At 74.6% G+C, this 26,945-nt stretch carries 27 protein-coding genes and 1 pseudogene; 18 read left to right on the top strand and 10 right to left on the bottom strand.

The window, feature by feature from the left end; genetic code table 11:
- The first annotated feature begins 26 nt into the window (after positions 1–26).
- Positions 27–425 carry a hypothetical protein gene (locus QK440_RS13340; protein WP_282793289.1) on the top strand — a complete coding sequence of 133 codons (399 nt, stop codon included), beginning with the start codon at positions 27–29 and terminating at the stop codon, positions 423–425.
- Positions 422–766, top strand: a complete 345-nt coding sequence (locus QK440_RS13335; protein WP_282793288.1) for a DUF6415 family natural product biosynthesis protein — start codon at positions 422–424, stop codon at positions 764–766. Before QK440_RS13340 ends, QK440_RS13335 begins: the two co-directional genes overlap by 4 nt.
- Positions 767–1,026: 260 nt before the next feature.
- Here QK440_RS13335 and QK440_RS13330 read toward each other — a convergent pair whose 3' ends face one another.
- Together QK440_RS13330 and QK440_RS13325 are read right to left on the bottom strand one after the other, a co-directional pair.
- Positions 1,027–1,899 carry an undecaprenyl-diphosphate phosphatase gene (locus QK440_RS13330; protein ID WP_282793287.1) on the bottom strand — a complete coding sequence of 291 codons (873 nt, stop codon included), beginning with the start codon at positions 1,897–1,899 and terminating at the stop codon, positions 1,027–1,029.
- A 467-nt stretch (positions 1,900–2,366) separates the two neighbouring features.
- On the bottom strand, positions 2,367–2,879 hold the full coding sequence (locus QK440_RS13325; protein WP_282793286.1) for a helix-turn-helix domain-containing protein: 513 nt from the start codon (positions 2,877–2,879) through the stop codon (positions 2,367–2,369).
- 262 nt (positions 2,880–3,141) lie between these two features.
- Here QK440_RS13325 and QK440_RS13320 point away from each other — a divergent pair, with 262 nt between their 5' ends.
- Entirely contained in the window at positions 3,142–4,311 is a 1,170-nt protein-coding gene (locus tag QK440_RS13320; RefSeq protein WP_282793285.1) for a thiolase family protein, read from the top strand.
- Between the two features lie 24 nt (positions 4,312–4,335).
- On the opposite strand, the gene QK440_RS13315 is transcribed toward QK440_RS13320, so the two are convergent.
- Positions 4,336–5,043 (bottom strand): VTT domain-containing protein, encoded by a 708-nt coding sequence (locus QK440_RS13315; protein WP_282793284.1) that lies wholly within the window; start codon positions 5,041–5,043, stop codon positions 4,336–4,338.
- A gap of 49 nt (positions 5,044–5,092) precedes the next feature.
- Here QK440_RS13315 and QK440_RS13310 point away from each other — a divergent pair.
- The 4 genes and pseudogenes from QK440_RS13310 to QK440_RS13295 all read left to right on the top strand — a co-directional run.
- Positions 5,093–5,293 (top strand): annotated as a pseudogene (locus tag QK440_RS13310) (DNA alkylation repair protein); the annotation flags it as partial.
- A 349-nt stretch (positions 5,294–5,642) separates the two neighbouring features.
- Positions 5,643–6,839 (top strand): elongation factor Tu, encoded by a 1,197-nt coding sequence (gene tuf / locus QK440_RS13305; RefSeq protein ID WP_282793283.1) that lies wholly within the window; start codon positions 5,643–5,645, stop codon positions 6,837–6,839.
- A gap of 381 nt (positions 6,840–7,220) precedes the next feature.
- Complete coding sequence (locus QK440_RS13300; protein WP_282793282.1) at positions 7,221–7,391, top strand: hypothetical protein; 171 nt, start codon at positions 7,221–7,223, stop codon at positions 7,389–7,391.
- Positions 7,360–8,301 carry a fused MFS/spermidine synthase gene (locus QK440_RS13295; RefSeq protein WP_282793281.1) on the top strand — a complete coding sequence of 314 codons (942 nt, stop codon included), beginning with the start codon at positions 7,360–7,362 and terminating at the stop codon, positions 8,299–8,301. Before QK440_RS13300 ends, QK440_RS13295 begins: the two co-directional genes overlap by 32 nt.
- Before the next feature lie 52 nt (positions 8,302–8,353).
- On the opposite strand, the gene QK440_RS13290 is transcribed toward QK440_RS13295, so the two are convergent.
- Positions 8,354–9,415 (bottom strand): hypothetical protein, encoded by a 1,062-nt coding sequence (locus QK440_RS13290; protein WP_282793280.1) that lies wholly within the window; start codon positions 9,413–9,415, stop codon positions 8,354–8,356.
- Positions 9,416–9,548: 133 nt separating this feature from the next.
- Positions 9,549–10,538, bottom strand: a complete 990-nt coding sequence (locus tag QK440_RS13285) for a hypothetical protein (RefSeq protein ID WP_282793279.1) — start codon at positions 10,536–10,538, stop codon at positions 9,549–9,551.
- A gap of 147 nt (positions 10,539–10,685) precedes the next feature.
- Here QK440_RS13285 and QK440_RS13280 point away from each other — a divergent pair, with 147 nt between their 5' ends.
- The 3 genes from QK440_RS13280 to QK440_RS13270 all read left to right on the top strand — a co-directional run bounded on the left by QK440_RS13280 (position 10,686) and on the right by QK440_RS13270 (position 12,510).
- The gene (locus QK440_RS13280; protein WP_282793278.1) at positions 10,686–11,144 is read left to right on the top strand and encodes a DUF4442 domain-containing protein; all 459 of its coding nucleotides are present in this window, start codon (positions 10,686–10,688) and stop codon (positions 11,142–11,144) included.
- 81 nt (positions 11,145–11,225) lie between these two features.
- On the top strand, positions 11,226–11,678 hold the full coding sequence (locus QK440_RS13275; protein WP_282793277.1) for a DUF6234 family protein: 453 nt from the start codon (positions 11,226–11,228) through the stop codon (positions 11,676–11,678).
- A 100-nt stretch (positions 11,679–11,778) separates the two neighbouring features.
- On the top strand, positions 11,779–12,510 hold the full coding sequence (locus QK440_RS13270; protein WP_282793276.1) for a DedA family protein: 732 nt from the start codon (positions 11,779–11,781) through the stop codon (positions 12,508–12,510).
- 55 nt (positions 12,511–12,565) lie between these two features.
- Here QK440_RS13270 and QK440_RS13265 read toward each other — a convergent pair whose 3' ends face one another.
- Positions 12,566–13,105 carry a gamma carbonic anhydrase family protein gene (locus QK440_RS13265; RefSeq protein WP_282793275.1) on the bottom strand — a complete coding sequence of 180 codons (540 nt, stop codon included), beginning with the start codon at positions 13,103–13,105 and terminating at the stop codon, positions 12,566–12,568.
- A gap of 136 nt (positions 13,106–13,241) precedes the next feature.
- On the opposite strand from QK440_RS13265, the gene QK440_RS13260 reads away from it, so the two are divergent.
- Positions 13,242–14,024: an acyltransferase gene (locus tag QK440_RS13260; protein WP_282793274.1), complete on the top strand. Its 783-nt coding sequence runs from the start codon at positions 13,242–13,244 to the stop codon at positions 14,022–14,024.
- A gap of 132 nt (positions 14,025–14,156) precedes the next feature.
- Here QK440_RS13260 and QK440_RS13255 read toward each other — a convergent pair whose 3' ends face one another.
- Complete coding sequence (locus tag QK440_RS13255; RefSeq protein WP_282793273.1) at positions 14,157–15,023, bottom strand: DMT family transporter; 867 nt, start codon at positions 15,021–15,023, stop codon at positions 14,157–14,159.
- 111 nt (positions 15,024–15,134) lie between these two features.
- On the opposite strand from QK440_RS13255, the gene QK440_RS13250 reads away from it, so the two are divergent.
- From QK440_RS13250 to QK440_RS13240, 3 genes are all read left to right on the top strand, one after another.
- Positions 15,135–15,719 carry an XRE family transcriptional regulator gene (locus QK440_RS13250; protein ID WP_282793272.1) on the top strand — a complete coding sequence of 195 codons (585 nt, stop codon included), beginning with the start codon at positions 15,135–15,137 and terminating at the stop codon, positions 15,717–15,719.
- A gap of 449 nt (positions 15,720–16,168) precedes the next feature.
- On the top strand, positions 16,169–18,730 hold the full coding sequence (locus QK440_RS13245) for a hypothetical protein (RefSeq protein ID WP_282793271.1): 2,562 nt from the start codon (positions 16,169–16,171) through the stop codon (positions 18,728–18,730).
- 442 nt (positions 18,731–19,172) lie between these two features.
- Positions 19,173–19,730, top strand: coding sequence for a YbaK/EbsC family protein (locus QK440_RS13240; protein ID WP_282793270.1), 558 nt, complete (start codon positions 19,173–19,175; stop codon positions 19,728–19,730).
- Between the two features lie 57 nt (positions 19,731–19,787).
- Here the strand turns inward: QK440_RS13240 and QK440_RS13235 are convergent, their stop codons facing one another.
- The 3 genes from QK440_RS13235 to QK440_RS13225 form a co-directional block, all read right to left on the bottom strand.
- On the bottom strand, positions 19,788–20,951 hold the full coding sequence (locus QK440_RS13235; RefSeq protein ID WP_282793269.1) for an acyl-CoA dehydrogenase family protein: 1,164 nt from the start codon (positions 20,949–20,951) through the stop codon (positions 19,788–19,790).
- Entirely contained in the window at positions 20,948–22,162 is a 1,215-nt protein-coding gene (locus tag QK440_RS13230; RefSeq protein ID WP_282793268.1) for a CaiB/BaiF CoA-transferase family protein, read from the bottom strand. The genes QK440_RS13235 and QK440_RS13230 overlap by 4 nt, the downstream gene beginning before the upstream one ends.
- 238 nt (positions 22,163–22,400) lie before the next feature.
- A complete protein-coding gene (locus QK440_RS13225; protein ID WP_282793267.1) occupies positions 22,401–22,826 on the bottom strand; it encodes a VOC family protein in 426 nt (141 codons plus the stop codon).
- A gap of 371 nt (positions 22,827–23,197) precedes the next feature.
- On the opposite strand from QK440_RS13225, the gene QK440_RS13220 reads away from it, so the two are divergent.
- The 4 genes from QK440_RS13220 to QK440_RS13205 all read left to right on the top strand — a co-directional run.
- Positions 23,198–24,040 carry a GNAT family N-acyltransferase gene (locus tag QK440_RS13220; protein ID WP_282793266.1) on the top strand — a complete coding sequence of 281 codons (843 nt, stop codon included), beginning with the start codon at positions 23,198–23,200 and terminating at the stop codon, positions 24,038–24,040.
- The gene (locus QK440_RS13215) at positions 24,037–24,930 is read left to right on the top strand and encodes a lysophospholipid acyltransferase family protein (protein WP_282793265.1); all 894 of its coding nucleotides are present in this window, start codon (positions 24,037–24,039) and stop codon (positions 24,928–24,930) included. The genes QK440_RS13220 and QK440_RS13215 overlap by 4 nt, the downstream gene beginning before the upstream one ends.
- 269 nt (positions 24,931–25,199) lie before the next feature.
- Positions 25,200–26,237 (top strand): phytase, encoded by a 1,038-nt coding sequence (locus tag QK440_RS13210; protein ID WP_282793264.1) that lies wholly within the window; start codon positions 25,200–25,202, stop codon positions 26,235–26,237.
- A gap of 203 nt (positions 26,238–26,440) precedes the next feature.
- A partial coding sequence (locus QK440_RS13205) for a hypothetical protein (RefSeq protein ID WP_282793263.1) occupies positions 26,441–26,945 on the top strand: 505 nt, incomplete at its 3' end.

The following is a 26,945-nucleotide window of genomic DNA, read 5'->3' as shown; positions in this document are numbered from 1 at the left end:
CCGAAACTTCCTGCGGAGGCATTCGGATGACCGTGCACCACGACCACACCCCGCCCCCTCCCGGGCCCGAGCCTGTCGAAGTGCGCCTGCGCGCCTGGGCCACCGAGGACCGCGACCGGATCGCGGTGACCATGCTCCTCCAGGAGCGCGAGCTGCTGGCCCGCCTGGCCGTGCGGCGCGTCCTGGTCGCGCAGACCGAGGACGGCGTACGGGCGGACTGGACCCACCTCTCCCTCCGCCTCGCCGAGCTTGAGCTGGACGACGCCGAGTACGCCTTCCTGGAGGTCGTGCTCGCCATCGCGCTCGGGCGCCAGGTTCTCCTCGACCGCGTTCTGCCGCTCGGCGAGCGGCGTCTGGCCGTCGTGCTGCGGGCGCTGGCCGCGTGGGCCGGGGTGGACACCATCGCAGTAGGGACACGCTCATGACGACCAGGACGCAGCTCGACGAACTCCTGGCGCTCGCCCTCGGGGCCACCGCGACGCTGCCCCCTCCGGAGGAGACCGCCAAGGTCCACCGGCGGCTCGTCGCCGAGATCCGACTCCGTCTGCCGGGAGCCGAGCGGGCGGCCGCCGCGGCGCCGGTGCGCAGCCGGGAGTGGTACCGGCACCTCAAGGCCATGGACGCGGCGCGTGATGCCTTGGAGGCGGTGGGCGAGGAGCCGGACCCGCACGCGGGTCCGACTGCCGCGGCCGTGCGTCTGGCGGAGCTCGCCCGCCGCCTGCGGGAACTGCGGGAGTACCCGGCCGAGGGCGAGGTGCGGCCGTGAGCGCGGGCGCGCCGCTGTGCTGGCGCTGCCACGAGCCGATCCGGCCCGGCGAGGGGACCGAGTCCTACGTGAAGGACTCGCCGTCCGGTGCCGGGGCCCGCGTGGTGTGGCATGCGTGGCCGTGTCCGCGCGAGGTGCCGGTCGGTGGACGAGGTCCGCGAGCGGGACGTCGCAGGCGTCGGCGATGAGCAGGAGGCCGACGAGCGTGGGCACGCGCTGGGCGGAGTCAGCCAGGCGGAAACCGGCCCCGGAAGGCCGTCTCAGTCGGCGGACTCGCCGGCGTGGGGGCTCAGTTCGCCCATTCCCACCAGCACGAACAGGACGATGCCGAGCACGATGCGGTAGTAGACGAAGGGCATGAAGCTCTTGGTCGTGATGAACTTCATGAACCAGGCGATGACCGCGTATCCGACCACGAACGCGATGATCGTGGCGAAGATGGTCGGGCCCCAGGAGACGTGCCCCTCGCCCGCGTCCTTGAGTTCGTAGGCGCCCGAGGCGAGGACCGCCGGGATGGCGAGGAGGAAGGAGTAGCGGGCCGCGGCCTCGCGGGTGTAGCCCATGAGGAGGCCGCCGCTGATGGTCGCGCCGGAGCGGGAGACGCCGGGGATGAGGGCCATCGCCTGGCACACGCCGAAGATGAGGCCGTCCCGGACGCCCAGCTCCTTGAGGTCCTTGCGGTGGCGTACGGCGCGGTGCCTGCCGCCGGTCTCGTCGCGGGCGGCGAGGCGGTCGGCCACGCCCAGGACGACGCCCATGACGATCAGGGTCGTGGCGATGAGGCGCAGGTCGCGGAACGGTCCCTCGATCTGGTCCTTGAGCGTCACGCCCAGCACGCCGATCGGGATCGAGCCGACGATCACCAGCCAGCCCATCTGCGCGTCGTGGTCAGACCGCGGCACCTTGCCCACGAGCGAGCCGGACCACGCCGCGATGATGCGGCCGATGTCCTTGCGGAAGTAGATCAGGACGGCGGTCTCGGTGCCGATCTGCGTGATGGCGGTGAACGCGGCTCCCGGGTCGTGCCACCCCGCGAAGGCCGCGGTCAGCCGCAGATGGGCGCTGGAGGAGATCGGGAGGAACTCGGTCAGTCCCTGGACGAGTCCGAGGATGAACGATTCGAGCCAAGACATGAGAACTGCGCCGTCCAGATGCTGATCGTGCGCTGACCCGTGAGGTGGCGGTCAGAGGCGGGGGAAGGGGACCGGGGCGGCGAGGGCGGCGGTGCGGTGGGTGCGGTGCTGAGCTGGGGCGTGATGGGTGCGGTGGGTGAGGGGTGCGTCCGTGCGGGTTCCGGGTGGTGGTCGGCCAGGAGGGATGGGGGTGATCCGGGGGATCACGGTGCCTCGCCGGGGGCAGCGTAGCGTCACAAAGTTACGCACCTGTGGGAGGGCCGCTTTTAGCGGTCGGGCGGTCGGGCGGCCCGGCGGTCGGGCGGTCGGGTGGTCGGGCGGTCGGGTGTTCTCGCCCCGGCGGGGATCGGTGGGGATCGGCGACCGCCGAGGATCAGCGGCCGACGGGGATCGGCGCGGTGGGGGGCTCCCTGCGCCGGAGGCGCGCGTGCGAGCCGGGCGCGGGTGGGCCGGGCGCGGGTGGGCCCTCAGTCGGCGGACGGGGACGCGGACGGGGGCGAGGCCGGAGTCCGGGCCGGTCCCGTCGGGGCCGGTCCCGTGACCGTCCAGCCCGGTGCCTGCGGGTGGGCCGTCAGATCGTCGTGGCGGACCGCGTCACCGCAGCTGGCGCACGTGACCACGGGAGTGAGCGGGTGCCCGCAGGCGTGCTCGATGACCATGGGCCGGTCGTGCGGGGTGCGCAGATGCCGGTCGCCCCACGCCATCAGGGTCATGAGGACGGACTCCAGCTCCAGGCCCGCCGCCGTCGGCCGGTACTCGAAGCGCTGCGGGCGCTCGCTGTAGCGGACCTTCTCCAGGACCCCCGCCTCCACCAGGCGGCGCAGCCGCGCCGTCAGGACGTCACGCGGCGCCCCCGTGTTGCGGACGAGCTGGTCGAAGCGGCGCGCCCCCAGGAAGACCTCGCGCAGGACGAGCAGCGAGTACTTCTCCCCGACGAGGGCGAGCGTGTCGGCGATGGTGCAGGGGCGCGGACCCTTCACGGCAGCGGCGGTGCCCGTACCAGCGGTACCGGCGGCACCAGTGGTACCGGCGGCTCCGCCAGTGACACCACCAGCCTCGGCAGGTGTCCCAGGCGTCGCGGGCATCTCGGGCGTGGTCGGCGTACGGCGCATGGAGACGAGTCTAAGGGTGGGTTGGAAAAACCAACGCACTTGGTTACCGTGGAGTACGTCAGTGCGTCCAGTTTTCAAACTCACCCAGCCCGCCGGGCCCGCGGCCCGGCCTGCGCGAGAGGCATCTCCCATGCGCGACGCCGTCATCGTCGAAGCGGTACGCACCCCCGTCGGCAAGGGCAAGCCGGGCGGCTCCCTCCACCACGTGCACCCCGTCGACCTCCTCGCCCACACCCTGCGGACGCTCGTCGGGCGCGCCGGGGTGGACCCGGCCCGGATCGACGACGTGATCGGCGGCTGCGTCGACCAGGTCGCGGAACAGGCCATGAACACCACCCGGTACGCCGCCCTGTCCGCGGGCTTCCCGGAGTCCGTGCCCGCCACCACCGTGGACCGCCAGTGCGGCTCCTCCCAGCAGGCCGTGCACTTCGCCGCGCAGGGCGTGCTCGCCGGCGCCTACGACATGGCGATCGCCTGCGGCGTGGAGTCCATGAGCCGCGTACCGATGTGGTCGAACGTGCCCGCGGGCGCCGACCCCTTCGGCCCCGGCATCGCCGAGCGCTACCCCGAGGGGCTCGTCCCGCAGGGCATCAGCGCCGAACTCATCGCCGCCAAGTGGTCCATCGGCCGCGACGAGATGGACGCCTTCGCCACCGGCTCGCACCAGAAGGCCGCCCGCGCCTGGGAGGGCGGGCTCTTCGACGCCGAGGTCGCGCCGCTCGACGGCGTCACCCGCGACGAGTCCGTACGCCCCGCCACCACGCCCGAGGTCCTCGCCGGGCTCAGGCCCGCCTACGAGGACCCCGCCTTCGCCGAGCGCTTCCCGCAGATCGACTGGTCGGTCACCGCGGGCAACAGCAGCCCCCTCAATGACGGGGCCTCGGCGGTGCTCATCACCACCAGCGAGAACGCCGCCCGGCTCGGGCTGCGCCCGCTCGCCCGCCTGCACAGCTTCGCCGTCGCCGGTTCCGACCCGCTCCTGATGCTCACCGGCATCCTGCCCGCGACCGAGCAGGTGCTGCGCCGGGCGGGCCTGGCCCTCGGCGACATCGACCTGTTCGAGGTCAACGAGGCGTTCGCGAGCGTCGTCCTGTGCTGGCTGCGGGAGACCGGCGCCGACGAGCGGAAGGTGAACGTCCACGGCGGCGCCATCGCCCTCGGCCACCCGCTGGGCGCCAGCGGCACCCGGCTGATGACCACGCTGGTGCACGCCATGCGGGCCCGCGGGGCGCGGTACGCCCTGCAGACCATGTGCGAGGCCGGCGGTCTCGCCAACGCCACGGTCCTCGAAGCCCTGTGAGGTGACGCGGCGGGCCCCGCCGGGTCAGAGCCCGCCGCGCAGCCGGTGCCTCTTGCGCCAGGCCACCGCCGCGCCGCCCAGCGCCGACACCGCGATGAAGCCCATCGCGAGCAGGAACACGGGGGACGTCGGGGTGTCGGCGCGGGCGCCCGCTATCACGTACGCCGCCGTGTTCGGGACCGAGCCGATCGCCGTGGCGAGGAGGAAGGGGAGCAGCCCCATGCGGGAGACGGCCGCGCAGTAGTTGGCCGCCGCGAACGGCACGCCGGGGAAGAGGCGCGCCGCCAGCATCGAGCGGAAGCCGTGCCGGCTCAACTGGCCGTCGGCGGCCTTCAGCCAGCGCCCCCGCAGCAGCGGCCGCAGCGCGTCCTGGCCCAGCAGCCGGCCGAGCCCGAAGGAGACACCGGCCCCGAGGACCGTGCCCGCGACCGCCGCGGCGAGCCCCGCCTGCGCGCCGAACAGCGCGCCCGCCGCGAGGTTGAGCAGCGGCCGCGGCACGAACGCCACGGTGCACATGCCGTACGCCACCGCGAACACGCCTACCGCGGCGGCCCCGGTGAGCTGCGCCGGCCAGCCGTCGGAGAGCAGCCGCTGCGGCTCGAAGAGCAGCACGCCCGTGCCGGCCGCGGCCAGCAGCAGCACGAGCAGGGACAGCCGCGACCACGGCGAGAGCAGCACCCGGGTGCAGCGCACGGCGAGGCGCGGCGGCGGGGTTGCGGCGGTATCGAGCATCCGGGGAGATTAACCGACAGACGTGTCTGATCGCCGTATGGTGCGTCTCATGAGCGTCACAGTGCCGCTCAGTTCACTCGCCGACACCGTCGTGGACCGGCTCACCACGACCTTCGCGGAGGCGGCCGATCCGGCCCGCGCCGCACGGATGCGCGCGTACATGAAGGACGCCGCTCCGTTCCTCGGCCTGGCCTCGCCGATCCGCCGTGACCTGGCGCGACCCGTCCTCACGGGCACCCCGCGCCCCGACGTCGTCCGCAAGGCCATCGGCTGGTGCCCGCGCGAGGCCCTGAAGAACATCAGAGGCACGCGGGACGCAACTGCCGTACGTGACCGGTGCGTCGCAGAAAATCATTCGACGGACGACGGCCCGTCAGCCATGATCGTCGACATGTTCCGGCACGCCTCCCCCTCAGCTCCGTCCGCAGTCGCGGACGCTGTCGAGGCTGCCGCTTCTCCTCTTGACGGCGCCCGACGCTGACCCTCCCCGGACACTCCGGCGGACCCCGCAGGGGGAGGGTCGGCCAGGCCCCCGGGGTCCCCGTCCGACGGCCGTGTGCCGCGGACCTCACCTTTCGAGTTCCGGAGCTGGAACGAGCATGTCCAAAACGGCGTACGTCCGCACGAAACCGCACCTCAACATCGGCACGATGGGCCACGTCGACCACGGCAAGACCACCCTGACCGCCGCCATCACCAAGGTCCTCGCCGAGCGCGGCACCGGCACGTTCGTGCCCTTCGACCGCATCGACCGCGCGCCCGAGGAGGCGCGGCGCGGCATCACCATCAACATCGCGCACGTCGAGTACGAGACCGACACCCGGCACTACGCGCACGTGGACATGCCGGGCCACGCCGACTACGTCAAGAACATGGTCACCGGCGCCGCGCAGCTGGACGGCGCGATCCTCGTCGTCTCGGCGGTCGACGGGATCATGCCGCAGACCGCCGAGCACGTGCTGCTGGCCCGCCAGGTCGGCGTCGACCACGTCGTCGTGGCGCTGAACAAGGCGGACGCCGGGGACGAGGAGCTCACCGACCTCGTCGAGCTGGAGGTGCGCGACCTGCTGACCGCGCACGGCTACGGGGGCGACGCCGCGCCGGTGGTCCGCGTCTCGGGCCTCAGGGCGCTGGAGGGCGACCCGCGGTGGACGGCCTCGATCGAGGCGCTGCTCGACGCCGTGGACACGTACGTGCCGATGCCGGAGCGGTACGTGGACGCGCCGTTCCTGCTGCCGGTGGAGAACGTCCTCACGATCACCGGCCGGGGCACGGTCGTCACCGGCGCCGTCGAGCGCGGCACCGTCCACGTCGGCGACCGGGTCGCCGTCCTCGGCGCCTCCGGAGGCTCCGGCGGGCCCGGAGACGACATGGAGACCGTCGTGACCGGCCTGGAGACGTTCGGCAAGGCCATGGAGTCCGCGCAGGCGGGCGACAACGTGGCGCTGCTGCTGCGCGGGGTGCCCCGCGATGCCGTCCGCCGCGGGCACGTCGTCGCCGCGCCCGGCAGCACCCGGCCCAGCCGCCGCTTCACCGCCCAGGTGTACGTGCTGTCCGCCCGGGAGGGCGGGCGCTCGACCCCGGTGTCGACGGGCTACCGGCCGCAGTTCTACATCCGCACCGCGGACGTCGTCGGGGACATCGACCTCGGCGAGGCGGCCGTCGCCCGCCCCGGCGACACGGTCACCATGACCGTGGAACTCGGCCGGGACGTCCCGCTGGAGCCCGGCCTCGGCTTCGCGATCCGCGAGGGCGGGCGGACGGTGGGCGCCGGCACGGTGACGGCTGTCGCCTGACGCCCCGGTGAGGTGACGTGGGCCCGGCCGCCCGAGCAGCCGGGCCCACGTCACTGCCCCCCCCACGGGGTCCTGTCGCGTCCTGCCACGGCCGCGCCGCCGGGCTCGCCCAGGCCGTCGGGCAGGCCCGCGACCGTGCTGCTAGGCCGGGGCCGGTGGAGCCGTGGAGGGCTGAGCCATGGCGTCCTCTGAGCCGCCGAGCCGTTGCGTCCGCCGAGCCTCCGAGCCACCGAGCCGTACGGCCGGACCCGGCGCGACGTACCGCCCCCCCGGCGGCGCACCGCACCATCACCCACCCCCGCCGTCCCCGCCCCGTCGGCCCGACAACAGCTGTCCGGCCGACGGCTCCCTCGCCCCCCGGCACCCGGGCACAATGGTCCGGTGGACCTGCCTGCCGACGCCCCCGATCCCGCGCCGATACCCGGCACCGAGCCCGTGCCGGAGCCCGGCACCGTCCCCGAGGAGCGCGACGGGAGCGGCGGCGAGGACGGCGGCGACGCCCGTGAGGGCGGGGGTGCCCATGGGGTCGAACGAGGCCCACGAGGACAGTGATCCCCAAGAGACCGGCGAGGCCCACGAGGGCGGCGATCCCCAAGAGGGCGGCGAGGTCCATGAGGCCGGCGAGGCCGTGCCCGTCACCCGCGTCGTCGACCACGGCACCGCCAAGCTGCTGCCCGACGTGGACCGGGCCCGCGCCTGGATGCTCACCGTCGACGACGCCCCGCAGTCGTACGTCGACCTGGACGAGCCCACGTACCTGGAGTTCGAGTACGCGCGCAGGCTCGCTCACGTCCTGGACACCGTCGCCCCGGCCGGGCGCCCGCTCGACGCCGTGCACCTCGGCGGCGGCGCGCTCACGTTGCCCCGCTACGTCGCCGCGACCCGGCCCGGCTCACGGCAGGACGTCGTCGACGCCGACCGCGCGCTGCTGCGCCTCGTCGTGGAGGAACTGCCGCTGCCCGCGGGCGAGCCGATCCGCCTGCACGGCGCGGACGCCCGGGCCTGGCTGGAGGCGGCCCCCGCCGGGAGCGCGGACGTGGTGGTGGGGGACGTCTTCGGCGGCTCGCGGGTGCCCGCGCACCTCACCTCGGACGCGTACGCGGGCGCCGTCGAGCGGGCCCTGCGCGCCGACGGCGTCTACGCGGCGAACCTCGCCGACGGCGCGCCGTTCGCCTTCCTCCGCTCCCAAGTGGCCACCTTCGCCGAGCGCTTCGCGGAGCTGGCGCTGATCGCCGAACCCGCGCTGCTGCGCGGGCGGCGCTTCGGCAACGCGGTCCTGGTCGCCGCGCACCGGCCCCTGGACGTCGACGCGCTGGTACGACGCACCCGGGCGGACGTGTTCCCGGCGCGGGTGGTGCACGGGGCCGCGCTGCGCCGCTTCCTCGGGGACGCGCGGCCCGTGCGGGACGCGGACGCCGTGGCCTCGCCCGAGCCCCCGGAGGGCGCGTTCAGCATCGGCTGACCCCACCGCCCGCCACCGGGGCGGCGGGCGGTGGGGAACGGGGTCGGGCGGGTCAGGACTCCTCGGGGCCCCCGTGCAGCCGGACGGTGGCGAGGATCTTCCTCACCAGGGTGTCGGAGACCTCCTCCTTCACGCCCTTCGCGCCGTGCAGCGTCCAGGCGACGTAGTCACCCTCGGTGTTCTTGAAGGCGAACGTGGTGGCCTTGCCGTTCGTGTCGCACTTGCCCGAGCCGGGGTCGCCCACCGACACGGTGGTCGCGAGGCTGCCCCGGATACCGGACTTGGTGGTGTACGACTCCACCTTGCCGATCTTGATCTTCTTCTTGTCGGCCTTCTTCTGGCCCGTGTAGCCGCCGAACACCCACCACGCCGAGTCGTTGCGGGCGACGTCCTTGGTGTTCTTGGCACCGTTCTGGCCCTTGGTGCCGACGGTGGCGAGCGAGGAGTCGTCCATCTCCCCGTCCTTGTCGTCGTCGGACGTGCACCACTTCTCTTTGTAGACGGCGGGCGCGGACATGATGATGAGCGGCTTGCTGCCGTCACCCTTGTTGTGGTCCTCGAAGCCGATGAACGTGTCCGGGGTCTTCACGTCCCAGTCCGGCGGTACGTCGAAGGCGGTGCCCCACTTGGGGTTCACCACGACCTGCCAGCCCGGGACCGTCGGCTTGGGGTCGCCGTCGACGCCGCGCGGGTTGTCGTCGTCCGACGGCTTGGGGTCCGGCTTCTTCGTGGCGGACTTGGACGGCTTGGTGCCCGCCTTGTCCGCCTTGTCGTCGCCGTCGCCGCCGAGGACCAGGAAGCCGGTCACGCCCGCGGCCACCACCACGGCCGCCGCCGCGACCATGGCCGTGACCTTGGTCCTGTTGCCGCCGCCACCGCCGCCGTGGCCGCCGCCCGCGTCGGGGCCGCCGGGCTGCGGCGCCCCCAGCGGAACGGTGGGCGCGCCCCACTGCTGCTGCCCGCCCGTGTGCGGCCCCGCGGGCTGCTGGTACGGGTTCGGCTGCTGGTACCCGGGCTGCTGGTAGGGGTTGGGCTGCTGGTACCCCGGCTGCTGGTACGGGTTCTGGTCCTGCGGGTTCTGCGCGCCCCCGGGCGGCTGCTGTTCTGGCCACATGGCCAGTAACCATAGAGGGGCTTCAGGCCCGGTCGCCACGCTCGGTCGAGCGGTGGACGGGCACCGGGCCAGGGCCCGTACCAAGCGGTGACGAACTCGTGAAGATTTGACGTGGGCCGGTCAGAATCCGGGCTCAGGAGGCCGTCGGCTTCCCGTGCAGGCGTACCGTGCTGAGGATCTTCATGATGGTGTCGGTCGGGATCTCCTCCTTCACGTCCTTCGCCCCGTAGAGGTTCCAGGAGACGAAGTCGCCCGCGGAGTTCTTGAACCCGAACGAGATCGCCTTGCCGTCGGACGCGCACTTGCCCCGCTGCGGCGTGTTCGTCGAACGCGCCCACGCGATGCTGCCCTTGATCCCCGACTTGGTGGTGTACGGCTGGGCCTTCTCGTCGAGGGTGAAGCTCTTCTTGTCCGGCTGGGTGTACCCGCCGTAGATCCACCAGCCGACCGTGTTGATCGCGACCTCGTCGGTGTTCTTCGCCCCCCGCGCGCCCTTCGTGCCCGTGGCGCCGAGTTCGACGTCCTCGAAGCGGCCGTCCTTGTCGTCGTCGTGCGTGCACCACTTCGGCTTCAGGAGGGCCGGGGAGCCCATGGCCGCGACCGGCTTGCCGGTCTTGTGGTCCTCCATGTTGATGGCGAAGCCGGGGCCCTGGGGCTGCCAGTCCGGCGGCACGTCGAAGGCGGTGCCCCACTTGGCGTTCACCACCACGTGCCAACCGGGGATCGTCGGCTTCGGGTCGCCGTCCGTCCCGCGCTCGTCGTCGTCGCCGTCGTCCGGCGTCGGCGCCGCCTTCGTGGGTGCGGCCTCGGGCCGGGCGTCGTCCTTGTCGTCGTCGCCGCCGAGGACCAGGAAGCCGGTCACGCCCGCGGCCACCACCACGGCCGCCGCCGCGGCGATGGCTATGACCTTGGTCCTGTTCCCGCCCCCGCCCCCGGTGCCGCCTCCGCCGGTTCCGACCGGAGCCTGCGGCACGCCCGACGGCGCGGTGGGCGCGCTCCACCCACCCTGCGGGCCCGCGGCCGGCTGCTGGTACGGATGGGGCTGCTGGTATCCCGGCTGCTGGTACGGGTTCGGCTGTTGATAGCCGGGCTGCTGGTACGGATTCTGATCCTGCGGGCTCATGGCGGAAACCCTACGGGGCCGTCGCCGGGGCCCCCGCAACTGGCCCTGGAGCGGCCCCGCGTGGGGTGGTACGGCCCTCCGCGCTCCACATGTCCGATGTGCGCCCGCGTCTGGCCAAGATTGCCTACTCGTGGGTAACCTCCGGGCATGAGCGCTGACCAGATGTCGATCGGCGAGATGCTCGCCGCCACCGTGCCGATGGCCCGGACCCTCAACCTGGAGTTCGTCGAGACGACGCCCGAGCGGGCCGTGGTCGTGCTGCCGGATCAGGGCGACTACCACAACCACGTGGGCGGGCCGCACGCCGGGGCGATGTTCACGCTGGGGGAGTCCGCGAGCGGGGCCATCGTGCTCGCCGCCTTCGGCGACCAGCTCTCGCGGGCCGTGCCGCTCGCGGTGCGCGCGGACATCGCGTACAAGAAGCTCGCGATGGGGACGGTGAAGGCCACCGCGACGCTCGGCCGGCCTGCCGCCGAGGTGGTCGCCGAACTCGACGCGGGCAGGCGCCCCGAGTTCCCGGTGCGGATCGACATCACGCGGGAGGACGGCGCCGTCACCGGCGAGATGTCGGTGACCTGGACGCTCCGGCCCAACGACCCCCGGTGACCCCGGAACCCTGGGCGACCGGGAAGTCCTGAGTATCCGTACTCAGGCGGGTGCGGCAGCCGGGCGGTGATCATGACGCGTATGCCTCTGCCGACCGCGCCGCCCGCCCCGGACGACTCCGTCCGCCCCCGTGCCGGTACCGGCGCCGACATCGGGGCGGCCCTCGGCCTCCTCCTGGCCGAAGTGCTCGTCCTCGCCGGGATCCTGGCCGTGTGGATCGACTCGGGCTTCACCCTCGACCCGGAGGCGGACGCCGAATTCGACCGTCTCGGCGGCTATCTCGTCGCCGCGGCGGTGGTCGGCGGCGGGGCCGTGCTCGCCGCCGTCGTCGCCACCCGGAACCGGGCTCCGGTCACCGCGTGGAGCCAGGCGCTCATGGTCGTACTGATCACCGTCGGGATCTGCGGCGGCACGGCGTACCAGCGCCACGAGGACGAGCGCGCCCGGACGCGGGAGTCCGCTGCCGCGTGGGCGGGGCGCGAGGACTGCGACGCCGGGGCCGAGGCCGTCGCGTGCGCCGTCCCGGGACGCTGAGGCGGGGCACGGGAGCCGGGAAGTGGGCAGGTAGGCTGCCCCGGCGCGCGTGATCACGGTGCGCGCCGGGGGAGTCGACCGCACACGGAAGGAACCGGGGTTGCACGTCCAGGAGTGGCTGGAGAACGTACCGGCTGTCAGCGTCTACGCGCTCGTCGGCATCGTCATCGGCCTGGAGTCGCTCGGCATCCCCTTGCCCGGCGAGATCGTCCTCGTCTCGGCGGCGCTCCTGTCCTCCCAGCACGGGGACGTGAACCCGGTCGTCCTCGGTGCCTGCGCCACCGCGGGCGCGGTGATCGGCGACTCCATCGGCTACGCCATCGGCCGCAAGGGCGGCAGGCCGCTGCTCGCCTGGCTCGGGGGCAAGTTCCCCAAGCACTTCAGCGAGGCCAACGTCGGCAGCGCCGAGCGGTCCTTCCGGAAGTGGGGCATGTGGGCGGTCTTCTTCGGCCGCTTCGTCGCGCTGCTCCGCATCTTCGCGGGCCCGCTCGCAGGTGTCCTGCGCATGCCGTACTGGAAGTTCTTCGTCGCCAACGTCCTCGGCGGCATCGTCTGGGCGGGCGGCACCACCGCCGTCATCTACTGCATCGGCGTGGTCGCCGAGGACTGGCTGAAGCGCTTCTCGTACGTCGGTCTCGGCCTCGCCGTGCTCATCGGGCTCGGCTCCATGCTGCTGATGAAGCGGCGGGCGCGGAAGATCGCGGCGGAGAACGACGCGAGCGGTGCGGGAAGCGACGCGAGCGGTCCGGGCGGTGCGGGCGGCGGCGCGAGCGGCCCGGGGAGCGGCGCGGGCGAGGCCGTGCCCGCGACGGCCGCCGCCGTCGCGGACTGAGCTGGTCGAACAGCGGCCTCCCGGGGCTTCCGGGGCCCGTGTCGCCCCCTCGGGGCTACGCGGGCCGCTCCGCGTGCGCCTGGCGGTGCGTCTTCGCCAGCTCCGCGTACATCGTGCCGTTGAGCGAGATGCCCGCGCGCTCCTCCTCCGTGAGCGGGCGCTTCACCTTCGCGGGGACGCCCGCCACGAGCGACCCCGGCGGCACCACCATGCCCTGCGGGACCAGCGCCTGCGCGGCGACGAGCGAACCGGCGCCGATCACCGCGCCGTTGAGGACCGTCGCGCCCATGCCGATGAGGCAGTCGTCCTCGATCGTGCAGCCGTGCACGACCGCGTTGTGGCCGACCGAGACCCGCTCGCCGATGGTCACCGGGAAGCCCGGGTCCACGTGCACGCTGCAGTTGTCCTGGATGTTGCTGTCCGCGCCGACCTCGATCGGCCCGCAGTCGGCGCGCAGCACGGCCCCGTACCAGGTGCTCGCGCCCGCGCCCAGGGTCACCTCGCCGATGACCACGGACGTGGGGGCGGTGAAGGCCTCCGGGTCGATACGGGGCTCCTTGCCGCCGATGCCCATGACGAGTGCCTGGTGGTTCATCGCTCACTCCTCGGATGCGTCCGTCCGTCGCGCCTGAGCGAACCGTACGGGACGGCCGCCCGCGGGCCGGGTCGTGGGGCGAAGATCACAGGCGGGGGGTGTGCTCGCCCCGCGCGGGGCTGAGTAACGTGAGCCCGTGCCCCGGAACAAGAACGTGTTCTCATCCCTCGCCGCCTGGCGGCGCGGCGCCGCCCAGCGCGCCGTCCACGCGGGCTGGGCCTGGGTGCAGCGCACCGGCGCGGTGACCGCGCGGCGGCCGGGGCGGCTCAGGTTCGGCGCGATCGGCGAGGGCACCAAGCTGGCCTTCCCGCAGGGCACGGTCTTCGGCGCCCCCTGGATCCGGCTCGGCGCGCACTGCATCGTGGGCGAGCAGGTCACGCTGACCGCCGGCTTGATGCCCGACCTGGACCTCGGCCCGGACCCGATCCTGCGCATCGGCGACGGCGTGGTCCTCGGCCGCGGCAGCCACGTGATCGCCGACACGTCGGTGACGATCGGGGACGACTGCTACTTCGGGCCGTACGTGTACGTGACGTCGACCAACCACTCCTACGACGACCCGCACACGCCGATCGGCAAGCAGTGGCCCCGCATGGAGCCGGTCGAGATCGGCTCCGGCTGCTGGGTCGGCACCGGCGCGGTGATCCTGCCGGGCGCCCGGCTCGGCCGCAACGTGGTGGTCGCGGCCGGGGCGGTGGTGCGCGGCGAGGTGCCCGACCACGCCGTGGTGGCCGGGGCGCCCGCGCGCGTCGTACGGACGTGGTGCGCGGAGCGGGGCTGGCAGCCGCCGCTGCGGACGCCCGCCCCGGTGCCGATCCCGGAGGGCGTCACCCCGGAGCAGCTGCTGGCGCTCGGGGAGCTGGACGAACCGGCTCTGGAGCGGCTGGGGGAGCTGTCCGACGCGGAGGGGAGCGGGTAGCGCCGCCGCGTCCCGCTCCGGCCGCGGACCGGGCGGAGGCCTCGACTCCGCCGTGGCCCGGCTCCCGGCCGGGCATGGGCTCCCGCTGCCGCCCCGGCCCCGGTGCGCTGCTTCCGCCGGCCCCGCCCCGCCTCACCCCGTCGCCAGCAGCACCGTCCCCACCAGCGCCAGGCCCGCTCCCGCCGCCTGCACCCCGCGCAGCCGCTCCTTGAGGACGCCGCGCGCGGCGAGCGCGGTGACGACGGGGTAGAGGGAGGCGAGGACGGCGGCGACGGTGACCGGGCCGGAGCGGGCCGCGAGCGCGTACGTGCCGTTGGCGGCGACGTCGGCGAGGCCGACGAAGGCCAGGGCGGGCAGCGCGGACCACACCGCGCTCGGGCCCGCGCCCTCCGGCAGGGCCCTGCCGCCGCGCCGCACGGTGACGTACAGCGCGGTGCCGCCCGCGAGGACGTTCGTCACGCGCTGCACGAACAGCGCGAGGAACAGGCCCGGGACGGTGGTCGACGCCTCCGCGATCAGGGCCATGACGGCGCCGAAGCCGAACGCCGCGAGCAGCGTGAGCAGGACCGCCCGGCGCCGCACCGGCGCGCCGCGCAGCTCGGGCCCGCCCGCGAGCACGATGCCCGCGACGGCCACCGCGATGCCCGCGAACTGCCCGGGACCGGGCCGCTCGCCGAGGAAGAGGCCGACGCCCACCGGCACCGCGACGCCGACGGAGCCCAGCGGCGAGACCACGCCCATCGGGCCGAGCGCGAGCGCCTTGTAGAAGGCGAGCATCGCGACCGGACCCACCAGGCCCGCGCCGACGGCGAACCACAGCCGCGGCCCCCACTCGCTCCAGCCGCCACTGGCCACGACCACCACCCCGAGCACGGCCACCGCCAGGCACTGGGACACCACGACCACCGTCAGAGCGGGCAGGCGCCGGGTCAGCAGCCCGCCGCCGAAGTCGGCCAGCCCCCACAACAGGCTCGTGGCCAGGGCGAACAGTGCTGTCATCAGAGCCTCGCAGTACAGTGTGGTGGACCATGCGGAACCTTCGGATGCACCACACCGTAGTTCAGCAGAGTGAACTGTGTCATCCAAGATATTGGACGGAATGGGTCGGCCTTGTCAGATCTCGATCAGCTCACGCAGTCCCTCGCGCGCAACCTCAAACGCTGGCGCGGTGAAAGGGGCTTCACGCTCGACGCGCTGGCGGCCCGCTCCGGCGTCAGCCGCGGCATGATCATCCAGATCGAGCAGGCGCGCACCAACCCCAGCGTCGGCACCACCGTGAAGCTCGCCGACGCCCTCGGCATCAGCATCACCACGCTGCTCGACTACGAGCAGGGCCCGCACGTGCGCGTCGTACCGCCCGAGCAGGCGGTGCGGATGTGGTCCACCGAGGCGGGCTCCAGCACCACGCTGCTCGTCGGCACCGAGGCGCGCGGCCCCTTCGAGCTGTGGACGTGGCACCTGATGCCCGGCGACGGCAGCGACTCCGACGCGCACCCGCCGGGCACCATGGAGCTGCTGCACGTGCGCTCCGGGGAGCTGACCCTCGTCGTGGACGGCACGGAGCACCTGGTGCCCGCCGGGTCCTCGGCGAGCTTCGAGGCCAACGTGCGGCACGGGTACCACAACAAGGGCGCCGAACCGGTGGAGATGACGATGTCGGTGGCGGTGCCACCCGCGCACGCCGGGTCGTACTGAGCCGACGCCGCCCGCACCCCGGGTCGTACGGAGTGGACGCTGCCCGGGGCGTGCAGGGTCGTACGGAGTGGACGCCGCCCGCGTGCGCCGGGTCGTACGGAGAACGTCGTACGCGCCATGGCGCCCCGGTCCGTCGCGGCGCCGCGCGCCGACCGCGGAGCGGCACACGTGCCCCGCGCGCGCCACGTACCCCGGGCGCCCCGCACCCGGCGCGCGCCCCTCGGTGGCGTGCTTCCGCGCCCCGGTGTGCGCCCTTCTGGCGGTGGCCCTTCCCGGAGGAATATGCGGAAGCAGCATCCGGACCCGCTGGTCCTGGACGTCCACTGAGAGCCCGCCCCCGGACCCGCGGCGGGGGCAGCGGACGCGGGCTCGCCGCTCCCGGCCGCGAGGCCCCGGCCCCACACGGCGTACCGGCGTGCCGAAGCTCCAGAGGCAAGCACGGAGTACCCATGAGTACCGTTGTCTGCGGAACCCACACCCTGATCATCGACACCGCGCTCGGCGCCCGTATCGCCCGCGCGCGGGTGCGCACCGCCGCCACCGACCCGCTCGGCCCCGCCCGCACGCGGGGACTGCCGCAGCCCTTCCTCATGGGGCGCGACGCGGCGGTGCGCCTCGCCCACACCGCCGTGGAGAACCGCGAAGCGGTGAACTTCCACGCCCCGTGCGGCTACGGCAAGACCACCCTCCTGCGGCACCTCGTCGCGCTCGGCCACGCCCGCGGTGCCACCGAGCCCCATGTGTATCTGAAGGTGGGCGACTTCGGCCTGGACGACCTCCTCCAGCGCCTGGTCTCCGAGCTCTACACCCTCCGGCCCGCCGAGGCCTCCGAGGAGCCGGTGCGGCTGACCACCCAGCAGTGCGCCCAGGTCCTCGGGCATGCCAACGCCCTCGTCGCCCTGGACGACGTGACCCTCACCGAGAGCCAACTCGCCTACGTACGCCGGATGCTGCCCGGCTGCGCCCTGGTCATCGGCTCCGGGGAGCCGGTGCTCGGCGAGGGCGGGGCCGTGCACGACCTGGGCGGCCTCGTGCGGGCCGCCGGCGTGTCGCTGCTCGCCCGGGAGCTGGGCCGGGTGATCCGGCCGGAGGAGGCGCAGGCCGCGTACGACCTGGTCGGCGCGGTCCAGGGCCAGCCGCTGCACCTCCGCCAGACCGCCGCCCTTGTCACGTCCGGCGAACACACCCTGGCCTCGCTGGCCGCCGTGGCCGAACGGGACCCCGGCGAGCTCGACCGGCTCAGCGTCGACGCGCTGACCGCGGACGAGCGGCGCGTCCTGGCCGTGTGCGCCTTCGCCGCCGGGGCGCTGATCCCCGCCACGCTGGTGGCGGCGATGGCCGACGTCGCGTACGTGACCACGGTCCTGGACTCGCTGCACCGCAAGGGCCTCGTCGAGCACCCGGACGACCGCTTCGGGCTGCCGGTGTGCAAGGGCGGGACCTACCGCGGGCTGCTGCTCGGGTACTTCGCGCTCGCCACGGCCGAGCGCGGGCTCGTGGAGTGGTTCCGGGAGCGCCCCGCCGTCGGTGAGGAGGCGCACACCGCGCTGGAGTCGGCGGTCGGGCTGCTGGGGTACGCGGCGGGCGCCCGCGAGTGGCAGGCCGTGATCCACATCGTGCGGGCGGTGGAGCCGGTCCTGTTCGTCCAGGGCCGCTGGGAGACGTGGCAGCGCGTGGCCGCCTGCGGCCTGGAGGCGGCGCGCGCTCAGCAGGACGCCGTCGCCGAGGCCTACTTCGCCCACCAGCGGGGCACGCTGCTCTTCTTCCAGGACCGCGCCGAGGAGGCCCGGGAGGAGCTGGAGAGGGCCCTGGACATCAGGGACCGGCTGGCCGACGAGGAGGGCGCGGAGCGCACCCGGGAGAACCTCGCGTTCGTCGTCGCGGGCCCGAACGGCCCCGCCCCGCCTCGCCGCCCGCCGTCCCGGCGCGGGCACCGCATCCGCCGGGCGGCGGTGGTCGCGGGAGCCGGGCTGGCCGCGGTCGTGGTGGGCGGGTTCGCGCTGGACGCCCTGGGCCTGACCGGGCCCGACGACGAGGGGCGGGGCAAGCCGCCGGGCGTGTCCGGCGGCACCTCGGCGGACCCGTCCTCCGGCGGCGGGAAGGGTGGGACAGACGGCAAGGCCGGGAACGGTGGGAACGGTGGGAACGACGGGAACGGCACGGGGCAGAAGCCGGGCGGGAGCAGCGGCGGCGGCGAGGGCAGCGGCGGGGTGCCCCCCGGCGGGCCCGGGCGCGAGGGCAACAAGGGTGATCCCGGCGCCCAGGGTAAAAAGGGTGAAAGCGGCAATCAAGGCGAAAAGGGCAAAGGCGGCCGGGACGGCCGGAAGGGCGAGCGGGGCGGATCAGGCGGAACCGACGGCGAGAAGCCGGCCACTCCCGTCGTGACCCCCGGCTCCGCCGTCTTCCGCGACACCTTGGCCGGCTTCGGCGCCGACGGCGGCGCGGCAGGCCTCGGCGTCGGCGCCCAGGAGGGCAGGCCGGAGACCCGGACCTTCACCGTGGCGAACCCCGGCTCCAAGGTCTCGACCGTGGACACGGTGGAGCTGACGGGGTCGGACGCCTTCCAGGTCGTCACCGACGACTGCACCTCGATGGAGCTGGGCCCCGGGCGGCAGACGTCCTGCTCGGTGACCGTGGCCTTCCGGCCGGGCGGGGTCGGCGAACTCACGGCCCGGCTGACCGCGGGCTGGGGCGGGTCGACGTCCTTCGCGAAGCTGTCGGGGACCGGCTACGCCAGCGTCCTCGTGGGTGTCGAGCAACGGGCGGGCGGCACGGGCAGCGTGAGCGTGTCCGGCTTGGACGACTGCGCTGGACCCAGGTGCTCCTACGTCGTCCGGAACCCCTCCTTGACCCTGACGGCGGTGCCCGGTGACGGGTCGCGGTTCATGGGGTGGAAGGGCGCGTGTGAGGGCGTGGACGCCCAGTGCGCCCCGCCGCTCACCGATGACCAGCGGGCCGTCGCCGTCTTCGGGCCGCTCACCACGTCGTCCTCGCGACCCCGCACCGAGTGAGCCGCCACGGTGTGCCGGGGCGCCCTGTTTGGGGGCGCGGGGAACTGCGCGAGCAACCACGGAACAGCCGCGGACGCGTCTGCCGGGTCGCCCCGCAGACGCGTCTGCGGGTTTGCGCCGACTGGGCGCGCAGTTCCTCGCGCCCCTTGCGGGGGCGCCCTGTTTGGGGGCGCGGGGAACTGCGCGAGCAACCAGGGAACAGCCGCAGACGCGTCTGCCGGGTCACCCCGCAGACGCGTCTGCGGGTTTTTGTCGGCTGGGCGCGCAGTTCCCCGCGCCCCTTGGAGGGCGCTCTCGTCCGGGGACGCGGGAAACTGTCGACCACGATCCACTGCGCCCCGCAGCAGGGCGAAACCGTAGCGAGTGTCCGCCCGGGCGAGGGCAGCCGGAACCTGGCCCGGCAGGGCCCGGTCGGGCCCAACGCCCCTGTTACCGTGCGGACATGCGCGCCCCCATCGGAGACTTCGACACCGTCCGCCCCGCCCCGCAGGCCCTCGACCTGCTCGTCACCCCCGTCGCCGACGCCGTGCGCGGCTGGAGCGGACCCGTGCCCGCCGACGAGCTGGTCCACGTCGACACGGAGCCCGAGTGGGCGGACACCGCCACGTTCGTCGAGCGCTACGGCCCCGAACTGCTCGACCAGTCCGCGAACTGCGTCGTCGTCGCCGGCAAGCGCGGCGGCGGGACCACGCTCGCCGCGTGCGTGGTCCCGTCCCGCGCCCGCGTCGACGTGAACGGCGCCGTGCGCCGCCAACTGGGCGCGCGGAAGGCCTCGTTCGCACCGATGGACACCGCCACCGGCGAGACGGGCATGGAGTACGGCGGCATCACGCCGATCGGCCTGCCCGGCGCCTGGCCGCTCCTCGTCGACGCGGCCGTCGCCGACCTGCCGTGGGTCCTGGTCGGCAGCGGCAGCCGCCGGGGCAAGCTGATCGTGCCCGGCAAGGTGTTCGCGGAGCTGCCGAACGCGGTGCTGATCGAGGGCCTCGGCGTGGTGTGAGCGACAACGCCCCGCCCGGCGCGCCTGACCGCCCGGGCGGGCGCGGCGGACCGGCCGTCACTCCAAGCCGCCCCGCTCGATGAGCTGGCGCACGATCACGTTCCGCTGGATCTCGTTGGTGCCCTCGCCGACGATCATCAACGGGGCGTCGCGGAAGTAGCGTTCGACGTCGAACTCCGTCGAGTAGCCGTGCCCGCCGTGCACCCGCACCGCGTCGAGCGCGGCCTTCATGGCGGTCTCGGACGCGCACAGCTTCGCCATGCCCGCCTCCATGCCGACCCGGCGGCCCGCGTCGGCCTCGCGGGCCGCGTACAAGGTGAGCTGGCGCGCCGCCGTCAGCGACGTCGCCATGTCCGCCAGGAGGTTGCCGACGGACTGGTGCCGCCAGATCGGCTCGCCGAACGCCTCGCGCTCCCGCGCGTAGCGCAGCGCGTCCTCGAACGCGGCCCGGCCCACGCCGAGCGCCCGCGCGGCCACCTGGAGCCGCCCGGTCTCCAGGCCGTGCATCATCTGCCCGAAGCCGCGCCCCTCCACCCCGCCGAGCAGCGCGTCCGCGTCCGTCCGGTAGTCGGCGAGGACCAGCTCGCAGCTCTCCACGCCCTTGTAGCCGAGCTTGGGCAGGTCGCGGGTGACCGTCAGGCCGGGACCGTGCTCGGCAAGCAGCACCGAGATGCCCCGGTGGCGCGGCTCGGCGTCCGGGTCGGTCTTGCACAGCAGCGCGATGAGCCCGGCGCGGCGGGCGTTGGTGATCCAGGTCTTGGCACCGTTCACCACGTACGTGCCGCCCTCGCGCCGGGCCACGGTGCGCAGCGCCTGGAGGTCGGAGCCGCCGCCCGGCTCCGTCAGGGCCATGGCCGCGCGCACCTCGCCCGTGGCGAGCCGGGGCAGCCAGCGCGCCCGCTGCGCCTCGGTGCCGAACCGTGTGAGGAGCTTCACGACGACCGTGTGGCCGCCCATCGCGCCCGCCAGGCTCATCCAGCCCCGCGCCAGCTCCTCCGTGACCAGGACGAAGCACGGCGTGGACACCGGGGTGCCGCCGTACTCCTCCGGCACCGCGAGCCCGAAGACCCCCAGCTCCTTCATCTCCTCGATCAGGGCCTCGGGGTACGTGTCGGCGTGCTCCAGCGCGCGGACGACGGGCCGCACGCGCCGGTCCACGAAGTCCCGCACCGTGGTGACGGCCAGGCGCTCGGCGGGCGACAGGTCGTCGAGGGCGCTCACGACCGTGCCGCCCCGGGGCCGATGACGCCCTCGGCGCGCAGCAGGGCGATGTCGCCCGGGCCGCGGCCGAGTTCGGCGAGGATCTTCTCGGTGTGCTCGCCCACGTCCGGCACCGGGTCCATCCGCGGGTCCACGCCCGAGAGCCCGGCGGGCGGCACCAGCGCCCGCATGGCCGGCGCGCCGCCGGGAAGGTCCACGTCCCGCCAGCGCCCGCGCTCGGTCAGCGCCGGGTGCTCCAGGAACTCGGCCACGGTGTTGACGCCCGCGTGGGCTATGGCGGCCGCGTCGAGCAGCGCCACCGCCTCCCGGCCGTCGAGCGCGGCGAACCGGGCCGCGACGAGCGCGTCCAGCTCCTCGCGGTGCGCGACCCGGGCGGAGCCGGTGGCGAAGCGCGGGTCGTCGACGAGGTCCGGACGGCCGAGGAAGACCCGGCACAGCGCGGCCCACTCCGGCTCGTTCTGCACCGACAGCAGCACCTCCTGGCCGTCGCGCGCGGTGAACACGCCGTACGGCGCGACCGTGGCGTGCCGGGCGCCGACGCGCGGCGGTTGGGTGCCGCCGTAGCGGGTGTAGTACGCGGGCTGGCTCATCCACTCGGCGAGGGCGTCGAACAGCGACACCTCCACCGCCGGGGCCCGCCCGGTCGTCGCCCGCGTGTACAGGGCCGACAGGATGCCGCTGTACGCGTACATCCCGGCCGCGATGTCGGCCACCGAGATGCCCACGCGCACGGCCTCCTCCGGGGTGCCGGTGAGCGAGAGCAGCCCGGTCTCGCACTGCACGAGCAGGTCGTACGCCTTGCGCCCCGCCCAGGACCCGGAGGTGCCGTAGCCGCTGACCGTGCAGGTGACGAGGGACGGGTGGCGGGCCTGGAGCCGCTCCGCCGCGAGGCCGAGGCGCGCGGCGGAGCCCGGCGCGAGGTTCTGCACGAACACGTCCGCCGACGCGATCAGTTCGCGCAGGACCTCCCGGCCCGGCGCGGACTTCACGTCCAGGGCCAGCGATTCCTTCGAGCGGTTCAGCCAGACGAAATAGCTGGCGTGGCCGTGCACGGTGGTGTCGTAGCGCCGCGCGAAGTCGCCCCCGCCCGGGCGCTCCACCTTGATCACCCGGGCCCCGAGGTCGGCGAGCTGCCGGGTGGCGAACGGCGCGGCCACGGCCTGTTCCAGACTGACCACGGTGACACCGGCCAGCGGCAGCGGGTGCGGCACGGCGGACTCCCTCCTGTCCCGGATCTCCCTGTTCTGCGCCGGTTCTCCCTGTCCCGGATCTCCCTGTGCCGGATCTCTTCATCCCGGATCTCTTGGTCCCGGATCTCTTTGTACGGGACATCCGGGCGGCGCGGTACACCGCGATCCGCCGCTGCTCTTCCGCGGCTCCGCCGCTGCTCTTCCGCGGCTCCGCCACTGCTCCTCCGCGGCGGTCCGCCATCGGCCTCTCCTCCTGCTCCTACGCCGACTCCCCGCCCCGGTACGTGTCGTGGAACTGCTCGAACGTCACCTCGTAACCGTCCGGGTCGAGCCCCACGAAGATCCGCGCCCAGTCCGTGTCCTCGGGTTCGGAGAGGACCGGCAGGCCCTCCGCGCGCCACAGGGAGTAGGCGGCGTCGAGGTCCCGCACCGGCACGGCGAGCACGAAGCCCAGGCCGAGCGGGCCCGAGCGGACTGCCGCCGCGCGCTCGGTGTCGTGGTGGCCGTGCTCCTCCATCGCGGCGAGGATCAGCCAGGTGTGGCCGAAGGTGAGGTACCGCAGGTGCGGCTGTGCCGACGGCCCCTCGTTCGGCAGTTCCCGGAAGCCGAGGCGCAGATAGAGGTCGCCGGACCGCTTCAGGTCCCGGACCCGCAGACCGACCTTCAGCTGCTTGCTGCCCATCATCGGCGGACTCCTTCCTCGTCATCCGCCGGTACTCCTCGGCGCGGCCGGGCCGGGCCGCGCGCCGCGCCGGTCCCGGCGGGGGACAGCCGACGGTACCCGCCGCGCGGGCGCCACGCGCCGGGGCGTACCGGCCACGGCTGTTCACCTGATGCTCACGAGGGTCGGCACGAACCGCCGTGCGCGGCTTGGGCGCAGTTCAGGCGGGGCGGTCACCGTGAGGGCGGGTGCCCCGCCCCGTTCCCTCCGCCGGACTCCGCCGCACCGCTCGCTTCCCTTCCTTCCCCCTCCCCCTTCCCCTCTGCCCCTTCCTGGCCGTCGCCTTCGCCGCACCGCCCCGCCGCAACCACCCGTCGAACGGAGAACGTACTGTCATGCCCGCGACACCCGTGACGCCGCTGACGTCCGCGCCCGCTCCGGCATCCGTACCCGTACCCGTACTCGCGTCCGCATCCGTATCCATATCCGCTCCCCGGACCCGCCCCGCCTACGTCCCCTCCATCGCCGACACCGAGGAGCAGGTGCGTGCCGCTCAGCGGCTGCGGTTCCAGGTGTTCGGGGAGGAGATGGGCGCGGCGCTCGACACGTCCGTGCCCGGGCACGACGTCGACGCCTTCGACGCGGTCGCGGACCACCTGATCATCACCGACACCGCGAGCGGCGCCGTCGTCGGCACCTACCGGCTCGTCCCGCCCGGGCGCTGCGAGCGCTCGTACTCCGAGGGCGAGTTCGACCTCACCGCGCTGGGCGCGCTGCGTGCCTCGACCATCGAGGCCGGGCGGTCCTGCGTCCACCCCGACCACCGGTCCGGCGCCGTCATCAACCTGATGTGGTCCGCGCTCGCGCGCTACGTCCTGCTCTCCGGCCACCGCTACCTCGCCGGCTGCGCCTCCGTGCCGCTGGCCGACGGCGGCGCCGCGGCGGCGGCCGCCTGGCTGCTGGGCACGGCCAAGCACGCGGGCCCGCCGGAGCTGCGCGTGCACCCGCACCGGCCGTGGACCCCGCCGGGCGCGCGCCCCGGGCGCCGGCCCACGTACGCGGACCTGCCGCCGCTGCTGCGCGGATACCTGCGCCTGGGCGCCTGGATGTGCGGGGCGCCCGCGCACGACCCGGAGTTCGACTCCGCCGACTTCTTCGTGCTGCTCGACACCGAGCGGCTGAGCGAGCGGCACCGCCGCTTCTTCCTCGGCGCCGCCGACGCCCGGGAGGCCCGGTGAACCCGTGGGCCGTGGACGCGGGCTGCCCGCGCTCCTGCGCGGAGCGGGCGGCGGTACGCGTCGACGCCGCCGAGGCCGCGCGGCGGTACGCGGCGCTGGCCCGCGAGGTGGGGGGCGCGCTCGCCCTGGGGGAGCGGCTCGCCGACGGCGACACGGCCCGGGCGCGGGCGCGGCGGGTCCTGCGGGCGCTCGGGGTGCGGCTCGACGCGGGCCCCGTACCGCTGCGCGTGCCCGGCGGCGGTGCCGGGACGCTCGTCGTCGCCAACCACGTCTCCTGGCTGGACGTCGTCGCGCTGCTGGCCGTGGAGCCCGTGGCCTTCGTGGCGAAGCGGGAGGTCGGGCGGTGGCCGGTCGTCGGGACGCTGGCGCGGCGGCTCGGGACGCGGTTCATCGACCGCGAGGGCGGGCGCCGGGAACTCCCCCTGATGGTCCGTGAGCTGGCGGGGACACTCGCCGACGGGCACACCGTGCTCGTCTTCCCCCAGGCCACGACCTGGTGCTCACCCTCCGGCGGGCGCTTCCGGAGGGCGGCGTTCCAGGCGGCCCTCGACGCGGGGGTGCCGGTGCGGCCGGTCACGGTGACCTACCGGCTCGGCCGGGCGGAGAGCACGGTTCCGGCCTTCCTGGGGGACGAGGGGTTCGGGGCGTCCCTGGGGAGGGTGGTGGGCGCCCAGGGGCTGAGCGTCCGGGTGGAGGCGCACGCCCCGGTGCACGGGGCCGACCGGAAGGAGCTGGCGCAGGCCGCGTGGGCGGCGGTGACGGGCCGCTCCCGCGCGGCGGCGCCCCGGACCCGCCCCGTCCCCGTCCGGGCGGCCGCGCTCGCGGAGGACGCCCGGGGCCCGTGGCCGGCCCCTGCCGCGCGGCTCGTTCCCGACCGCCGCACGGGCTGAAGCCTCGGGCGGTACGGCCCGTCCCCGACCGCCGCACGGGCTGAAGTCTCGGGCGGTACGGCTCCGGGCGGTACGGCTCGTCCTCGACCGCCGCACGGGACCGACCCCTCGAGCGGGCGAGCGGAGGGACCCCCGGGCCGTGCGCGCCCCGGAGGGACCCCGGGCGGGGCAGTCGCAGGGACGGCCGGGCTTCAACTGGCGTTCACGCGGCGCTGGCCCCACCCTGGCAGGGTCATGGCGAAGCCGCCCCCGACGAGGAGGACACCCCGGTGCCCGTCGCCCGTACCGTACGAGCCGCAGCCCTGACGTCGAGTGCCCTGCTGGGAGCCGTCGCGCTGGTCGTGCAGGCCGCCGCCCCCGCGCTCGCCGCCGTCGACCTCGACGTCACCGCGACCGTGGAGACCACCCCGGTGTCGCACGGCGGGGACGCCGCCGACGACCCCGCGGTGTGGGTGCACCCCGGCGACCCGGCCAAGTCCGTCGTCGTGGGCACGGACAAGAAGGGGGCCTTGGAGGTGTACGACCTCCGGGGCGCCCGGATCCAGCGCGTCGACGGCGACCACGGCAACAACGTCGACGTCCGGGGGAACGTCGTGGTGTCCGCGGACGACGAGGCCGCCGGCGGCGACGGCGCGCTGCACGTGTACCGGATCGACCCGGCGACCCGGCGGCTGAAGCACCTCGCGGACGTGCCCACCGCGGTCACCGCGCACGGCGTCTGCCTCTACACCTCGCCGCGCTCCGGCAAGCTCTACGCCTACCCGAACTCCACGTCCGGCCGCGTCGAGCAGTGGGATCTCGCCGTCAGCGGCGACAACGTGCGGGCGACCTCGGTACGGCTCTTCGACGCGGGCTCCGCCGTCGAGGGCTGTTACGCCGACGAGACCACCGGCAAGCTGTACGTGGGCGAGGAGGACGTCGGCGTCTGGACGTACGGCGCCGAGCCCGGCGACGGCACCGCCCGCACGCGGCTCGACTCGACCGGTACCGGCGGGCACCTGACCGCCGACACCGAGGGCATCACGGCCGCGGGGAACCGGCTCTTCGTGTCCTCGCAGGGCAGTGACGACTTCACCGTGTACGACCGCGGCAGCGGTGCCTACCTCGGCCGCTTCGCGGTGGTGCCCGGCGGCGCCGCCGACGGCTGCGAGGACACCGACGGCATCGACGCCAGCGCCGCGAACCTCGGCCCGGCCTTCCCCCGGGGCGTGTTCGTCTGCCAGGACGGCGCGAACGGTGCCCCCGGCTCCAGCGGCAACCAGAACTTCAAGTTCGTACCGCTGGAGCGCGTCACCGACCGGATCTGAGCCCTGGCCCCCGGGCGCACGGGGGCCCGGGGGGCGGGTGGCCGGGGAAGTCGCCGGAAAAGGGCGGTGCGCCGAGGCGTCCGGACCGGTCAGGATGGAAAGGCAGCAACGGGGGCCGAGCACGGATGCCGGAACGCGCTGTACGCGTTCCTGCGGCCGGACGGGGACGGCTCCCGGGCGCGAGCGGTCAAGGGGGCCGGGTCATGGGGGATGTGGTCGGCGCGGTGGTGGGCTTTCCCGGGGTGGTGTTCAGCTCGGCCCTGGCCGTCGTCATCTGCTTCTGGCTGCTGGTCGCGGCGGGCGTCGCCCGGGCGGGCAGCTTCGACGAGGACGCCGACCTCGACGCCGTACGGCTCGGCGGGGTCCCGGTGGCGGTGGCGGTGTCACTGTTCGTCGTCGCAGGCTGGGCGGCCGGTGTCACCGGCTCCGTCACGCTGGCGCGGGCGGACCTCAGAGGGGTGGCGCACGCGGCGTCGGAGCTGGGTCTGCTGCTCGTGTCCACGGGCGCGGGATGGGCCGCGGCCCGTGCCGTCCTGCGCCCGCTGGCACGCCGGTTCCCCGCCGCGGCGGCCCCGCCGCCCGGCCCCGTCGCCCCGGCGCCCGCGGGGCACCCGCCCCCCCTCGACGTGGGCGGCGCCGCCGGTCATGCCGTCGAACTCGTCGGCGTCGATGGTCTGCGCCGCGGGCGGCGCCTTCGCCACGACCGGC

The organism is Streptomyces sp. CC224B (genome assembly GCF_030010595.1).
In the GTDB taxonomy this organism is placed as follows: Bacteria; Actinomycetota; Actinomycetes; order Streptomycetales; family Streptomycetaceae; genus Streptomyces; species Streptomyces longispororuber.
Note: the sequence above shows the minus strand (reverse complement) of the source record. Positions and strands in the feature narration are given on the sequence as shown.

What these genes read in the sequence shown, in the direction of transcription:
- QK440_RS13340 (WP_282793289.1), top strand. Translation starts at nt 27, where the DNA reads ATGACCGTGCACCACGACCACACCCCGCCCCCTCCCGGGCCCGAGCCT.
- QK440_RS13335 (WP_282793288.1), top strand. Translation starts at nt 422, where the DNA reads ATGACGACCAGGACGCAGCTCGACGAACTCCTGGCGCTCGCCCTCGGG.
- QK440_RS13330 (WP_282793287.1), bottom strand. Translation starts at nt 1,899, where the DNA reads ATGTCTTGGCTCGAATCGTTCATCCTCGGACTCGTCCAGGGACTGACC.
- QK440_RS13320 (WP_282793285.1), top strand. Translation starts at nt 3,142, where the DNA reads ATGCGCGACGCCGTCATCGTCGAAGCGGTACGCACCCCCGTCGGCAAG.
- QK440_RS13315 (WP_282793284.1), bottom strand. Translation starts at nt 5,043, where the DNA reads ATGCTCGATACCGCCGCAACCCCGCCGCCGCGCCTCGCCGTGCGCTGC.
- tuf (WP_282793283.1), top strand. Translation starts at nt 5,643, where the DNA reads ATGTCCAAAACGGCGTACGTCCGCACGAAACCGCACCTCAACATCGGC.
- QK440_RS13295 (WP_282793281.1), top strand. Translation starts at nt 7,360, where the DNA reads ATGGGGTCGAACGAGGCCCACGAGGACAGTGATCCCCAAGAGACCGGC.
- QK440_RS13290 (WP_282793280.1), bottom strand. Translation starts at nt 9,415, where the DNA reads ATGTGGCCAGAACAGCAGCCGCCCGGGGGCGCGCAGAACCCGCAGGAC.
- QK440_RS13285 (WP_282793279.1), bottom strand. Translation starts at nt 10,538, where the DNA reads ATGAGCCCGCAGGATCAGAATCCGTACCAGCAGCCCGGCTATCAACAG.
- QK440_RS13280 (WP_282793278.1), top strand. Translation starts at nt 10,686, where the DNA reads ATGAGCGCTGACCAGATGTCGATCGGCGAGATGCTCGCCGCCACCGTG.
- QK440_RS13275 (WP_282793277.1), top strand. Translation starts at nt 11,226, where the DNA reads ATGCCTCTGCCGACCGCGCCGCCCGCCCCGGACGACTCCGTCCGCCCC.
- QK440_RS13265 (WP_282793275.1), bottom strand. Translation starts at nt 13,105, where the DNA reads ATGAACCACCAGGCACTCGTCATGGGCATCGGCGGCAAGGAGCCCCGT.
- QK440_RS13255 (WP_282793273.1), bottom strand. Translation starts at nt 15,023, where the DNA reads ATGACAGCACTGTTCGCCCTGGCCACGAGCCTGTTGTGGGGGCTGGCC.
- QK440_RS13245 (WP_282793271.1), top strand. Translation starts at nt 16,169, where the DNA reads ATGAGTACCGTTGTCTGCGGAACCCACACCCTGATCATCGACACCGCG.
- QK440_RS13240 (WP_282793270.1), top strand. Translation starts at nt 19,173, where the DNA reads ATGCGCGCCCCCATCGGAGACTTCGACACCGTCCGCCCCGCCCCGCAG.
- QK440_RS13225 (WP_282793267.1), bottom strand. Translation starts at nt 22,826, where the DNA reads ATGATGGGCAGCAAGCAGCTGAAGGTCGGTCTGCGGGTCCGGGACCTG.
- QK440_RS13220 (WP_282793266.1), top strand. Translation starts at nt 23,198, where the DNA reads ATGCCCGCGACACCCGTGACGCCGCTGACGTCCGCGCCCGCTCCGGCA.